The 13,054-nt window shown below is 65.0% G+C and carries 16 protein-coding genes; 6 read left to right on the plus strand and 10 right to left on the minus strand.

Going from position 1 to position 13,054, the window contains the following annotated elements; translation table 11 throughout:
- From EN943_RS27505 to EN943_RS27515, 3 genes are all read right to left on the minus strand, one after another.
- Nucleotides 1–882, minus strand: an 882-nt coding sequence (locus tag EN943_RS27505) for a glycosyltransferase family 9 protein (RefSeq protein WP_164778404.1), incomplete at its 3' end; no start/stop codon positions are given.
- A 155-nt stretch (nucleotides 883–1,037) separates the two neighbouring features.
- Nucleotides 1,038–1,493, minus strand: coding sequence for a cyclic nucleotide-binding domain-containing protein (locus EN943_RS27510; RefSeq protein WP_023811239.1), 456 nt, complete (start codon nucleotides 1,491–1,493; stop codon nucleotides 1,038–1,040).
- Nucleotides 1,494–1,613: 120 nt separating this feature from the next.
- Entirely contained in the window at nucleotides 1,614–2,297 is a 684-nt protein-coding gene (locus tag EN943_RS27515) for a response regulator transcription factor (protein ID WP_013528898.1), read from the minus strand.
- A gap of 144 nt (nucleotides 2,298–2,441) precedes the next feature.
- Between EN943_RS27515 and EN943_RS27520 the strand changes: the two genes are divergently transcribed.
- A complete protein-coding gene (locus EN943_RS27520) occupies nucleotides 2,442–2,978 on the plus strand; it encodes a L,D-transpeptidase (RefSeq protein ID WP_206522816.1) in 537 nt (178 codons plus the stop codon).
- A gap of 48 nt (nucleotides 2,979–3,026) precedes the next feature.
- Here EN943_RS27520 and EN943_RS27525 read toward each other — a convergent pair whose 3' ends face one another.
- Entirely contained in the window at nucleotides 3,027–3,293 is a 267-nt protein-coding gene (locus EN943_RS27525; RefSeq protein ID WP_127415403.1) for a hypothetical protein, read from the minus strand.
- A 130-nt stretch (nucleotides 3,294–3,423) separates the two neighbouring features.
- On the opposite strand from EN943_RS27525, the gene gcvA reads away from it, so the two are divergent.
- Complete coding sequence (gene gcvA, locus EN943_RS27530; RefSeq protein WP_127415404.1) at nucleotides 3,424–4,359, plus strand: transcriptional regulator GcvA; 936 nt, start codon at nucleotides 3,424–3,426, stop codon at nucleotides 4,357–4,359.
- A 71-nt stretch (nucleotides 4,360–4,430) separates the two neighbouring features.
- On the opposite strand, the gene EN943_RS27535 is transcribed toward gcvA, so the two are convergent.
- From EN943_RS27535 to tsaD, 6 genes are read right to left on the minus strand one after another with little or no spacing between them, the layout of a single operon-like run.
- Complete coding sequence (locus tag EN943_RS27535) at nucleotides 4,431–4,847, minus strand: DUF1761 domain-containing protein (RefSeq protein ID WP_127415405.1); 417 nt, start codon at nucleotides 4,845–4,847, stop codon at nucleotides 4,431–4,433.
- 51 nt (nucleotides 4,848–4,898) lie between these two features.
- Entirely contained in the window at nucleotides 4,899–5,597 is a 699-nt protein-coding gene (locus EN943_RS27540) for a methyltransferase (RefSeq protein WP_206522815.1), read from the minus strand.
- Nucleotides 5,552–5,977, minus strand: coding sequence for an EVE domain-containing protein (locus EN943_RS27545; RefSeq protein WP_027163062.1), 426 nt, complete (start codon nucleotides 5,975–5,977; stop codon nucleotides 5,552–5,554). Before EN943_RS27545 ends, EN943_RS27540 begins: the two co-directional genes overlap by 46 nt.
- Before the next feature lie 44 nt (nucleotides 5,978–6,021).
- Nucleotides 6,022–6,318: a YciI-like protein gene (locus EN943_RS27550; RefSeq protein WP_027037394.1), complete on the minus strand. Its 297-nt coding sequence runs from the start codon at nucleotides 6,316–6,318 to the stop codon at nucleotides 6,022–6,024.
- A 33-nt stretch (nucleotides 6,319–6,351) separates the two neighbouring features.
- Complete coding sequence (locus EN943_RS27555; RefSeq protein ID WP_127415406.1) at nucleotides 6,352–7,374, minus strand: NAD(P)H-dependent glycerol-3-phosphate dehydrogenase; 1,023 nt, start codon at nucleotides 7,372–7,374, stop codon at nucleotides 6,352–6,354.
- The gene (gene tsaD, locus EN943_RS27560; RefSeq protein ID WP_206522817.1) at nucleotides 7,371–8,456 is read right to left on the minus strand and encodes a tRNA (adenosine(37)-N6)-threonylcarbamoyltransferase complex transferase subunit TsaD; all 1,086 of its coding nucleotides are present in this window, start codon (nucleotides 8,454–8,456) and stop codon (nucleotides 7,371–7,373) included. The genes EN943_RS27555 and tsaD overlap by 4 nt, the downstream gene beginning before the upstream one ends.
- A gap of 101 nt (nucleotides 8,457–8,557) precedes the next feature.
- On the opposite strand from tsaD, the gene hemC reads away from it, so the two are divergent.
- From hemC to EN943_RS27580, 4 genes are all read left to right on the plus strand, one after another.
- The gene (hemC, locus tag EN943_RS27565) at nucleotides 8,558–9,484 is read left to right on the plus strand and encodes a hydroxymethylbilane synthase (protein ID WP_127415408.1); all 927 of its coding nucleotides are present in this window, start codon (nucleotides 8,558–8,560) and stop codon (nucleotides 9,482–9,484) included.
- A 1-nt stretch (nucleotide 9,485) separates the two neighbouring features.
- Nucleotides 9,486–10,202 carry a uroporphyrinogen-III synthase gene (locus EN943_RS27570; protein ID WP_127415409.1) on the plus strand — a complete coding sequence of 239 codons (717 nt, stop codon included), beginning with the start codon at nucleotides 9,486–9,488 and terminating at the stop codon, nucleotides 10,200–10,202.
- 110 nt (nucleotides 10,203–10,312) lie between these two features.
- Nucleotides 10,313–11,785: a COG4223 family protein gene (locus EN943_RS27575; protein ID WP_127415410.1), complete on the plus strand. Its 1,473-nt coding sequence runs from the start codon at nucleotides 10,313–10,315 to the stop codon at nucleotides 11,783–11,785.
- Between the two features lie 10 nt (nucleotides 11,786–11,795).
- On the plus strand, nucleotides 11,796–13,054 hold a 1,259-nt coding region (locus EN943_RS27580; RefSeq protein WP_164778405.1), incomplete at its 3' end, for a heme biosynthesis protein HemY.

A 13,054-nucleotide genomic window follows, 5' to 3' on the forward strand; every position in this document is an offset into this window, starting at 1 on the left:
GTTCGAAAGCGGCCTCCAACGGGCCATGTTGGCGCCGCCATTGACGATAACCATCGGCGTCATCACGGTTGCCATGAGATGTGCGGTGCCGCCTTCGGCGCCGATGTAAAGATCGGCAAACTCGCCGATCGCCAGCAAGATGTCACCGGTATCGACACCCTCGATCGCGGCGGGATCGACAAGCCGCAGCTTCGGCACGCGTTGAGCCAGTTCAGCCATATCGGGACCATCGCCGGGTGTTTTCACATAGAGAACGTCCGCCCCGTCGGCGATCAGGCTGTCGGCGATCGCGGCAACCTGATCCGCCGACATGCGCTTGCTGGCGCTGCCGTGCGCCGCGATAATGATCAGAGGAGCAGGCTTGCCGTCCGCAAGGCTCCTGGCCGCCGCGCGCGCGGCCGGGCCAGGCTCCAGCCGGTGATCGAAAGGCAGCCGCTTGCCGGCAAGGCGTTCGATGAGGCGGTGGTAGCGCCAGGCATTGTGCCCGGGTCGTGCTTCAGGCTTTTGGCCCAGGCGCCAGGAAAGGGCGAAAGCCGGAAAGTTTGCCTCATAGGCGATGCCGCGGCCGAGCAGTGATGCCGAGGCTTGAAGCAGCCAACGCGCCGAGATGCGGAAATCGACAACGGCCAATCGCCCCTTGCCCTTGCGGTGATCGGCGATCAGGCGCGCCAGCGGCGTCCGCACTTTGATCGCATCGACCAAACGGCCGGCATGGCGATTGAGGCTATGTTCAAGGGACGACGACCGGGTGGTCCCGTAAACGATGAAACTATCGGGGAATGCCGTTCTGGCGGCGCGCAAAGCCGGAATCCGGATCAGTCCGTCGCCGAACGCGTCATTGCGGGAATACAAGATAATCGTCTCGTACCGCCCTGATGGCATGGCTCGCTCCCCCAGGAGCCTGGTGGTGATGGCGCCTGCTGCGCCGGCCGCCTTCGAGGTGCTTTAGGATTTCACCTCGTGCCTGTCAACGGAGCTTTGCCCCTGGATCCGGGCTGCTTCGGCTGCGAAGCCAGCAGCTTCGTGGGCGCGCTGCCTCAGCCGGAGAAGCGCGGCGCCAGTTCCTCGATGCGACGGATCATCGCCTGAAATTCCTCCGAGATGCGCTGGTGCAGCTTGACCGCGATCTCGGGATATTCCTCCAGGATGCGGCGGAACATCTTGCGGCTGAGCCGCATCACTTCCGAATCGATCTCGGCCGAGGCGCTGGTCAGCCGGTTGGTGTCGGCGATCAATGCCAGCTCGCTCAGGATCGTGCCGGGGCCTGCCGTGCCAATCGGGATGCGTTCACCGCCCTGCTCCCGGTAGAGCACGATGCGCCCGCTGACAACGATATAGGCGGAATCGGCCTCGTCGTCCTCGCGATAGAGCTTGTGGTTGGCAATCAGCCTGGTGTTCTCGGCGCCAAAGGCGAGCAGGCGCAGTTGTTCCTGCGTGAAGCCCTCGAAGAGCCTCACGGCGGACAGGACGCGGATGTCGTCATCCAGCGCCATCTAGCTATGTCCCCGAACCGACAGTCCGACTCCTCCTCTGCGAGTTCGATCCAAACCACCCTCCAACTGGATCGTACCCGAAAGCGGCCCCGCCCGGCCGCTCATTGGATAATGAAATGTTTAAGGAACCAGCTTGTAGCCGCCGCTTTCTGTCACAAGAATTTCCGCATTGGAAGGATCGCGCTCGATCTTCTGGCGCAGCCGGTAGACATGGGTTTCCAGCGTGTGCGTGGTGACGCCGGAATTGTAGCCCCAGACTTCCTCGAGCAGCACGTCGCGCGTCACCACCTTCTGGTCGGCGCGATAGAGATATTTGATGATCGAGGCCTCCTTCTCCGTCAGCCGCACCTTGCCGCCGCGCGGGTCGAGCAGCAGTTTCTGGCTGGGCTTGAAAGTATAGGGCCCGACCGAGAAGGTGGCATCCTCGCTCTGCTCATGCTGGCGCAACTGCGCCCGAATGCGTGCCAGCAGCACGGCAAAGCGGAACGGCTTCGTAACATAGTCGTTGGCGCCGGCCTCGAGACCAAGAATCGTATCCGAATCCGTGTCGTGGCCGGTCAGCATGATGATGGGCGCCTTGTAGCCGCCCTTGCGCAGGATCTTCACCGCTTCGCGGCCATCCATGTCGGGCAGCCCGACGTCCATGATGAGCAGATCGATGAGGCCGCCGCGCGCTGCGGCGACACCTTTTGCCGCAGTCGATTCCTGCAACACGTCGAATTCCTCGTAAAGGGATAATTGCTCGACCAGTGTGCCGCGCAGGTCGTCATCGTCGTCGACGATCAGTATGGTGCGTGAAGTCATGGATCAATCCGTTGTTTTGAAAAGAAAATTCAGTTGACCGCTGCCTGTTTATGCGGAAGCTGACCGGCGCAACAGCCGTTCACAGTGATTTGTTCCGTGGCACGATCATACAAGAAAAAACACGATCGCAATGCAGCCGGCGCAATTTTGCGAAAAGGGCTGCGTGTGCTGACCGTGCGGGCCAGGCCCGGCCATCCAAGTCAGGGCCTGCTGCAGGCCGGGAAAACGGTGTTTGCCTGTGCGCTGGGGCGCGGCGGCATCTCGGCGGGCAAGCGCGAAGGCGATGGCGCCACGCCGCTGGCCGCGATGCGGATCCTGTCGGGATATTTCCGGGGGGATCAGTTCTCCAATGGCCGCAGGACCCGGCTGGCGATGACGCCGATCGGGCCCGATCTGGGCTGGTGCGAAGTGCCCGACGACCGCAACTACAACAGGCCGGTCAAGATTCCCTACGGCGCCAGCCACGAACGCATGCGGCGCGACGACCGGCTCTACGACGCCTGTCTTGTGCTCGACTGGAACCTGTCGCCGCGCCGGCGCGGGCGCGGCAGCGCCATCTTCTTCCATCTGGCGCGCCCCGGCTTCACGCCTACGCAAGGCTGTGTGGCTGTCACGGCTCGTACGATGGCGCGACTGCTGCCACTGCTGTCGGATCGGACGGTGGTGAGGGTGGTAAGATAGTAGGGGAGTAGGGACAAGCTCGGCGCAGCCTTGGTTTTTCTTATTCCCCTATTCCCCTATTCCCTTACGGCCAGGTCTCTGCCAGCCGATGTCGAGCAGGCCCAGCCGGCCAAGTTCTCTGTCCATTGCGCGAGCGACGTCACGGCGCGCGCCGCCGATATCGCGCAGTTGGCGGTCGGAGAGATCCTCGACGTTCTGGTAGTCAATGTCGCGGCGCGCGAGGCGTATCGCGACCCGGGCGTGACGCAACCAGTCGAGGGTCTCGGCCAGCCAGTTCGGACGGGGTGTCGATGAGTTCAAAACGATGATGGACATGGTGTGCTCCGCTCTCCCCGGATATCAAATCCGGCTTGATGATGTTTCGATGAACAGATCATGCCAGATTGAAATCCCTGCGAGAAACGAGTAGTTTTCTCCAGATCATCAAGTTTTCTTTGAGGATAGGATGGCTCGCCTTCTGCCCGGGACTCGTGCCTTGAGGACACTGGAAGCAGCGGCCCGGCACCTCAATTTCACCCGTGCCGCCGACGAGCTCGGCTTGACGCCGGCCGCCGTCAGCCATCAGATCAAGGAAATCGAGGATCAGCTCGGGCTGGTGCTGTTCACGCGCACCAGCCGCACCATCCGGCTCACCGAGGCGGGGACGGTGCTGTTCGACGCCTCGGCAGACGCGCTCGACCTGCTGGGCCGGGCTGTTTCGCGGGCGCAAAAGCTGACGCGCGGCACGGCGCTGCTGAAAGTGACGCTGGATGCGCAGTTCGCGTCAAAATGGCTGATGCGGCGCGTCGACGATTTTCGCAAGCGTCACCCCGATATCGAGTTGCGATTCGACATTGCCTATGAAGTGCGGGATTTCGAACTCGATGACATCGATGTCGGCATCCGTTTTGGCGCCGGCAAATATCCGGGCCTTCGCGCCCACCGGCTGTTCGACAACATCCTCATTCCGGTGTGCAGCCTGAGCCTCTTGACGTCCGGTCCGCCGCTGCGCGAGCCCCGCGACCTCTTCAACCATACGCTTGCCCATATCGAATGGTCGCGGCAAGGCGTGACATGGCCGAACTGGCGGATGTGGATGGCGGCGGCCGGCATCACTGATTTCGACGACAGCCGGACCGTCGTCTTCGGAAATTCCACGGATGCCGTCCAGGCAGCGCTCGACGGCAATGCCGTTGCGCTCGCCGATTTCGCCATGGTGGCGAACGACCTTTCCCAGGGCAGGCTGGTGCAGCCTTTCGAACTCGGCCTGCGGGTGGCGCCCGAGTTCGCCTATTTCCTGGTCTATCCCGAAAATGCCGCCAACGATCCGCGCATCGTCGCCTTTCGCGAATGGATACTCGAGGAAGTCGCCAAGACGCGGACCACGGACAAAGGGCAGTAGGGCAGTAGGCAGTAGGCATAGCAGTCGGTGCCGTTTGCCCCTATTTCCCTACTGCCCTACTCCCTTCTTGATCAGGTTGCCGCCGCGCCGAACCAGCCGATCACGGCGCCGATGATCAGCAGCACGCCGAGCCAGTGGCCGCCGTCGATGAGGGTCAGGTCCCAGTCGAAATTCTCGTAGCGATGGTTGACCGAGAGCGTCGTGGCGACAAAACCCAGCCAGAGCACGAAGCCGAAGACAAGTCCGGCAATCCATGTCGGCTCGCCGCCGGTCATCGCGCCGACGACCAGCGCCATGACGGTGGCCATGACCAGTTCGGCGATGAAGCTGATGACGAAGGGCAGCGGCGATTTCTTCATCGTCGCCGGATCGAGCTTGGCGGCCTTCAGCCACGGCTTGCTCAGGCTCATGTACCAGGCGGCGCCGAACAGCCATGCGACGATCGCGGCGGCGACCACCGCCAGCCAGTTCACTGCTGAAAAATCCATGATTTCCCCCTCCGAATACCAATGTGATGGAACGCCTGTTCGGCGATCGCGTCAAGCGAACCGCCAGACGGTCGTGCGCTTGACCAGCGCATCCTCCAGCGCCCGCGTGACAGCCACTTCATAGACGGCAAGCGGCTCCAGCCCTTTCTTCGGCAGATACGACCGTCCGGGATCGCCGACGAGGATTTCGGCGCCGCGCGCCTTCAGCGTTGCGAACCATGGCATCAGCCGGTCGGCGAAGGATTTGTCGTAGAAAACATCACCGGCCAGAACCACATCCCAACCTGCATCGGTGCCGATGCAATCCGTGCCGAGGAATTCGGTCCCGACACCATTGATATCGCCGTTGAGCCGGATCGCGGTGGCGCAGAACGGATCGATGTCGGAGGCGATCACCTTGGCGGCACCTGCCTTGGCGGCGGCGATGGCGACAAGGCCGGAGCCGGAAGCGAAGTCGAGCACGCGCTTGCCACGCACCGTGCCGGGATTGTCCAGGACATGGCGGGCAAGGCCCTGGCCGCCGGCCCAGGCGAAAGCCCAGAAAGGCGGCGGCAGGCCGATCTCGACCAGCTCATCCTCGGTCCGCTGCCACAAATCATGCGCTTCGTCGGCAAGATGAAGCAGGATCTCCGGCACGTGTGGCGGCGCCATCAGCGCCGTGTTGTCGAGAATGAATTGTTTGGCGCTGTTCGGCGTCAGCGCCGTCACGGAGCCGGCGTCAAGCCGCCCATGCGGCAGACTTCCTTCCATTCGGCCGGCGTCACCGGCTGCACGGAAAGCCGCCCGAGCCGCACCAGCGCCATGTCGGCAAGCCTGGGATTGGCCTTGACCTGTTCCAGCGTCGGCGGGTTCGGCACATCCCTTACGGCGCGGATGTCAACGCATTCCCAGCGCGGATCGTCCGAGGTGGTGTCGGGATGGGCAAGCGCGCAGACTTCGGCGATGCCGACCACGTTCAGCCCCTCGTTGGAATGATAGAAGAAGCCGAGATCGCCGATCTGCATCGCCTTCATGTTGTTGCGCGCGGCGTAGTTGCGCACGCCGTCCCATTGCGTGCCGGCCTTGCCCTTGGCCTTCAGCATCTCGAAGGAGAACTTGAACGGCTCGGATTTGAACAGCCAGTAGTTCATGTCTTTTGCTCCTCCTTTGCGGGTCATCCGCCAGCGACCGGAATTTAACTAGCCGCGGGCTTGTTGAACGTCCAGTTCCACGGGCGGATTTCGACGCTTTCGAACAGGCCGGCCTTGGCGTAAGGGTCGGCGGCCGACAGAGCTTGGGCGCCAGCCAAGTCGGGCGCTTCGACGACCACGAGGCTGCCATTGGGCTTGCCTTCGGTGTCGAGGAACGGACCGGCGAATGCCAGCTTCTTGTCGCCGTTCAACCCCTCGAGAAAGGCAATATGCTCGGGCCGCGTGTCGAGGCGCACCTGCAGGCTTCCGGGCTTGTCCTTGCAAATCACAGCAAACAGCATCTTTTTCTCCTGATCGTTCAAAGTCGTGGGGGATCAATCGTTGGTTTCGGTCTTCAGCGGCCGGGTCATTAACGCCGTCACAGCCTGCCGGACGGTGATGGTGCCATCCAGTATGGCGGCGACGGCGGCAATGATCGGCGCGTCGATGTTGCGCTCGGTGGCGATGCGGGCAGCGATCGCCGCGGTCGGCACGCCTTCGGCCAGCGGCAATCCGGCAAGCGGCTTGCCTTGGCCGAGCGCCAGGCCATAGGCGAAATTGCGCGACTGGGTGGACGAGCAGGTCAGCAGCAGGTCGCCAAGGCCGGAAAGCCCCATCAGCGTTTCGGGCCTGGCGCCGAAGGCAGCACCGATGCGGCGCAGTTCGACAAAGCCGCGCGTCACCATGGCGGCCTGGGCGCTGGCGCCGAGACCCGCGCCAGTGACAGCACCTGCGGCAATGGCGAAGACGTTCTTCAAGGCGCCGCCGATCTCGACGCCGATCAGGTCGTCGTTCGAATAGCAGCGCAGGTTTTCAGCGGAAAAGCGGGCGGCGAGATCGGCGGCCAATGCCTCGTCGCGGGCAGCGACCACAACGGCCGTCGGCAGGCCGCGGGCGACGTCGGTGGCGAAGCTAGGACCCGACAAAGCGGCAACCGGATTGAGCGGCAGGATTTCTTCGACAATTGCCGACAGCAAGGCGCCGGTGTCGCGCTCGATGCCCTTGGCACACAGAACCAGCGGGATACCGGCCGGCATTTGGTCCTTCGCGGCCGCCAGCGTAGCCCGCAGCGACTGCGCCGGCGTCACTGCCAGCACGCAGTCGGCACCGTCGAGCGCGGCTTGGACGTTGCTGGTCGCCACGATGCCGGGCTGGAGCGTAATGCCCGGCAGATAGCGTGGATTTTCGCCACGGTCGATCGCGGCGACGGTCTCCGGGTCGCGCGCGTAAAGGCGGACGAAATGGCCGGCGCGCAGCATGGCCAAGGCCAAGGCAGTGCCCCAGGCCCCGCCGCCGAGCACGGCAACGCGCCAGCCGGTTGGCGCGGTTTCGTTGCCGCTCATTGCCCGCTCGTTCATGCCTTGGCTCCGCGCCGGCCGGAGCCGACCATCGGCGCCGAGATGCTGTCCAGCGGCCAGCGCGAGCGCGGTACGAAATCGAAACCGTTCTCCTGCGCCATGCCGGCGCGCAGCCGCTCGATGCCGGCCCAGGCGATCATAGCCGCATTGTCGGTGCAGAGCTTTAGCGGTGGTGCAATGAAGGTGAAGCCGGTCTCGGCACAGAGCCGCTCCAGCATGATCTTGATCGTGCGGTTGGCGGCGACACCACCGGCAACGACGAGGGCCGGGTTTTTGGTGCCGGGAAATGTCTCGCGAAAGCGCGTCAGCGCGCGGGAGACGCGGTCGGCCAGCGCATCGGCCACCGCTGCCTGGAACGAAGCGCAGATGTCGGCGACGTCCTGATCGCTCAGCGGCGCAATGGCGCTCGCCGCCTGGCGCACGGCGGTCTTGAGGCCGGAGAAGGAGAAGTCGGGCTGGGCCGAGCCCTTCATCGGACGCGGGAAGGCAAAGCGCGAGGCATTGCCGGCCTGTGCCGCCTTCTCGACATTCGGTCCGCCGGGATAGGGCAGGCCGAGCATCTTGGCCGTCTTGTCGAAGGCTTCGCCGAGCGCGTCGTCGATGGTCGTTGCCCAGCGCTGATAGTCGCCGACGCCGCGCACGGCGACGATTTGCGTATGGCCGCCGGAGACCAGCAGCAAGAGATAGGGAAAGTCGAGCCCGTCGGTCAGCCTTGCGGTCAGCGCATGGCCTTCGAGGTGGTTGATGGCGATCAGCGGCTTGTTCGCCGCCGCAGCGATTGCCTTGGCGGTCATCAGCCCGACGATCAGCCCGCCGACAAGGCCGGGGCCGGCGGTGGCGGCAATCGCGTCGATATCGGCGAGTGCTGTGCCCGAATCGGCAAGCGCCGCCTCGATGATGCCGTCCAGCGCCTCGACATGGGCGCGCGCGGCGATTTCCGGCACGACACCGCCGAACGCGGCATGCTCCTCGATCTGGCTGAGCACGATGTTGGACAGGATTTTCGGCGCGGCGTCGCCGTCGATGGCCACCACGCTGGCGGCGGTCTCGTCACAACTCGTCTCTATGCCCAGCACGCGGATCAATTCGTCGCTGTCCCTAAAGATTGTATCATGGGGCTTTCCCCGTTAGGAGAACCCCGGAAAAGCCTCGCTTGCCGGGGGGTTATCACGGACTGCGCGCCATGCAAACTATCTTGAGAATCGGAACACGCGGCAGCCCGCTGGCGCTGGCGCAGGCGCATGAAACGCAGGCGCGGCTGATGGCTGCGCATGGCATGCCGGCGGAGGCTTTCGAGGTAGTCGTCATCTCGACCAGCGGCGACCGCATCCAGGACCGGCCGCTGTCGGAAGCCGGCGGCAAAGGCCTGTTCACCAAGGAGATCGAGGAGGCGCTGCTGGCGGGCCGGATCGACATCGCCGTGCATTCGTCGAAAGACATGCCGACGCAACTGCCCGACGGTCTCGAACTCTCGGCCTTCCTGCCGCGCGAGGATGCACGCGACGCCTTTGTCGGCAAGGCGGCGAAGACGATCGCCGAACTGCCGCGCGGGGCGAAAGTCGGCTCGTCGTCGCTGCGGCGGCAAGCGCTGATCCGCCGGATGCGGCCGGATCTCGACGTGGTGATGTTCCGCGGCAATGTGCAAACGCGGCTGCGCAAGCTTGAAGAAGGCGTCGCCGCCGGCACGATCCTGGCCTATGCCGGACTGAAGCGGCTGGGGCTCGAGCATGTCGTCACCGACCTGATACCGCTCGATGTCTTCCCGCCGGCGCCGGGGCAAGGCGCGATCGGCATCGAAACCCGTATCGGCGACCGCGATGTCGAAAAGATGCTGGCAGCCGTCCATGATGTGCCGACCGGCCAGGCGCTGGCCTGCGAGCGTGCCTTCCTGGCGGCGCTGGATGGCTCCTGCCGCACGCCGATCGCCGGCTATGCGGCGATCGAGGCCGGAAAACTGTCTTTTGCCGGGCTGATCATCTCGCCCGACGGCACGCAGTCGCACACGGTCGAGCTGCAGGGACCGGCGCAGGACGCCGCCCGCATCGGTGGTGAAGCGGCCCGGAGCGTGCGTGCCAAGGCCGGCGAAAAGTTCTTCGACGGCTGGCTCTGAAATGCTTCGCGTCCTGGTGACCAGGCCGGAACCGGGTGCTTCGCGCACTGCGCATCGGCTTGAGGAGACGGGCTTTCAGCCGGTTCTTTTGCCCCTGACCGAAACAAAGGCGTTGCCCGTCGCCGCCGGACTGATCCCGGACGATGCAGTCGCGGTGGCCGTCACCAGCGCCAATGCCATGCGCCATGCGCCGGAAGAAATCATCGCGACGCTTGCCGCCTTGCCTTGTCATGCGGTCGGCAAAAGGACGGCGGAAGCTGCGCGCAAAGCGGGGATTTTGTCGGTCAGTGAAGGCCCGGGCGATGCAGAAGCGCTGGCCGACAGTCTCGCTGCCGATTTTTCCGGAAAGACGATTGTCTACCTCTGCGGGCGCGTGCGTTTTCCGGCGTTCGAACAGAGGCTCGGGACAGCGGGCGTTCGGGTCCACGCCGTCGAGACCTATGACACGCTGGCAGTGGGCTATCCGGACGAAGTCATCCTCGAACACCTGTCCGGGCAACCTGCCGACGCGGTATTGCTCTATTCAGCCAAGGCGGCGGCGGCGATGCAGACCTTGGCAAGACGGCCCGCTCTGCGCGGTCTCTTCGAAAAAACATGGGTTTTTGCGCTTTCCACGCGCATCGCCGCAGCCTTCGACGGTGCCGCCGGCGAAAGAATCCGCGTCGCCGCGCAGCCCGACGAGGAGGCACTGCTGGCGCTTTTGCAAGTGCCGCGCTGAGCCGCGTCATCACACCGCCCCTTTTCACCGCTTGGTGATGTGCTAGACCCTTTCTGAACCATCATGCGCCGCCAGGCGTTGAGACGAAGCGAATTGTGCGGAGCCCAGGCATGGTCAAGACGCCGAAGATGCGACACTCGAAAAGCCGCCGCGAGCCGGTGACCATCGATCTCGAGCCGGGCGCCGTCTCACGCATCGCCGACGAGGACGCCGCGACGCAGGAGGCGCAGACAGACGAGGCGAAGGCGGAGGAGGCAGCGAACGCTTCGCAGCCCGCGGTTCCCGAAGAGCCGGTTCATGCCGACCAGACCGATCTCGAGCCCTGGGAGCATACCGATGCCGCTGCGGAGGCGCAAGCGCCGGCGGATGGCGGAGCCAAGGCCGCCGAGCCGGAGCTCCCTTATCCCGGTTCGGATGCGCCGCCCAACCGCGCCAAAACCTTTGACTACAGTTTCGAGGACGCATCGGCGAAGGGCACGCAGCCCGACAGCAACAAAGCAAAAACCGAGACACGGGACGAGAAAATGGCGCCAGCCCTTGAAAAGCGTGGCGGCCTCAACGGTATCGCCGCCGGCATCATCGGCGGCGTCATCGCGCTGGTCGGCGCCGGCGGGCTGCAATTTGCCGGCCTGCTCGGCGCGCCGGGGTCCGGCGCCAGCGTCTCGCTCGATGGCGTCAATGGCGACATCGCCTCGCTGAAGAGCGAAATCGCCGGCTTGAAGGACACCGGCGGCAACGGCGATGCAGCGGCGAAGATGGTCGGGCTGTCCTCGGGCCTGGAGCAGGTCAAGGCCGATGTGGCGGCGCTGAAATCGGCTGTCGAGAAAGGTGGAGCAGGCGATGCGGCCGGGGTCGCCGCACTGGGCGACAAGGTCGCGCAGATCGAGACGGCGGTCGCCGCCCTCGGCAAGGCCGGCAGCTCGGCGCCGGTCGATCTCGGTCCGCTCAACGAAAAACTGGCCGGCCTCGACGCGCAGGTGAAGTCGGCCGGCGAGGCGACGACCGCGCAGGATGGCCGGCTGAAAGCGCTGGAACAGTCTGTGTCGCAGCTGTCAGGCAAGGTCGAGGCGGCGGCGGGGCAGCCGAAGATCGCGCTTGCCATCGCGGCATCGGCCTTGAAGGCGGCGCTGGAGCGTGGCGGGCCGTTTTCGGCCGAACTCGAAACCCTCGCCGCGATTTCGCCTGATGCGCCGCAGCTAGCGGCACTGCGCCCCTATGCCGGAAAGGGCGTTCCAACCCGCGCCGAGATCACATCGCAGGCTGATGCCGCTGCCAATGCCATGATCACAGCCGCGACGCCTGTCGATGAGAATGCCGGCTTCGTTCAGAGCCTTCTGTCGAGCGCGCAATCGCTGGTCAAGGTCAGGCCGATCGGCGCCGTCGAAGGCGCCGGCGCACCGGAAACCGTCGCGCGCATGGAGGCGGCGGTCAACCAGGGCGACTACGCCAAGGCACTCAGCGAGTATGAAACGCTGCCCGAGGCCGCCAAGGCCGCTGGCGCCGACTTTGCCGGAAAACTGAAGGCACGCATCGAGGTCGAAACCCAGGTCGATGCGCTGATCTCGGGCGCGATGAAGGCATGAGGGCAACACAATGATCCGCCTGCTCGCCTTCCTCATCGTCGTTTTCGCGCTCGGGCTGGGCTTTGCCTGGCTGGCCGACCGGCCGGGCGACATGGTCGTCACTTTCAGCGGCTATCAATACCAGGTCAGCCTGATGGTGGCGGCGGTGGCTGTCGTTGCCGTGGTCGCCGCGGTGATGATCCTGTGGTGGCTGCTCAAGTCGCTGTGGAACAGCCCTTACACCATCTCGCGCTATTTCCGTGTCCGCCGCCGCGATCGTGGCTATCAGGCGCTGTCGACCGGCATGATTGCCGCCGGCGCCGGTGATGGCGCACTGGCCCGCAAGAAGACCAAGGAAGCCGCCAAGCTGATCCGTTCCGATCAGGAGCCGCTGATCCATCTGCTCGAAGCGCAGGCGTCGCTGCTCGAAGGCGATCATGAAGGCGCGCGGCAGAAATTCGAGAGCATGCTCGACGATCCGGAAATGCGGCTGCTGGGTTTGCGCGGGCTTTATCTGGAAGCCGAAAGGCTTGGCGACCGCAACGCCGCCCGGCATTATGCCGGCCGCGCCGCCGCCGTGGCGCCGCAGCTGGCCTGGGCGGCGGAATCGACGCTGGAAGAGCTGACCGCGCGCGGCGACTGGAACGGCGCCCTGAAACTGGTCGACGCGCAGAAATCGACACGGCAGATAGAACGCGATGCCGCCAGCCGCCGCCGTGCCGTGCTGTTGACCGCCAAGGCGCAGGCGCTTGCCGACAGCGATCCCGCCGCCGCCCGGACGGCGGCGATCGAGGCCAACAAGCTTAGGCCCGACTTCGCCCCCGCCGCCGTTGCCGCCGCGGCCGCATTGTTCAAGCAGAACGATGTGCGCAAGGGCTCGAAGATCCTCGAGGCGGCGTGGAAGGCGGAGCCGCATCCGGAAGTTGCCGAGCTCTATACCCATGCAAGGCCGGGCGACGCCGTGCTCGACCGCCTCAACCGGGCGAAGAAGCTGCAGGAAATGAAGAAGAACCACGCCGAGTCCTCGATGACGGTGGCGCGCGCCGCGCTCGACGCGCAGGATTATTCGACAGCCCGCCGCGAGGCCGAGGCGGCGATCCGGATGGACCGCCGCGAGGGCGCCTATCTGCTGCTCGCCGACATCGAGGAGGCCGAGACCGGCGATCAGGGCAAGGTGCGGCAGCTGCTGTCGAGGGCGGTGCGGGCGCCGCGCGATCCGGCCTGGGTCGCAGACGGCGTGGTGTCGGAACGCTGGGCGCCGCTATCGCCGATCACCGGCCGGCTCGACGC

Origin of the sequence: Mesorhizobium sp. M7A.F.Ca.US.006.01.1.1 (genome assembly GCF_003997935.1) — a bacterium.
Classification (GTDB): domain Bacteria; phylum Pseudomonadota; class Alphaproteobacteria; order Rhizobiales; family Rhizobiaceae; genus Mesorhizobium.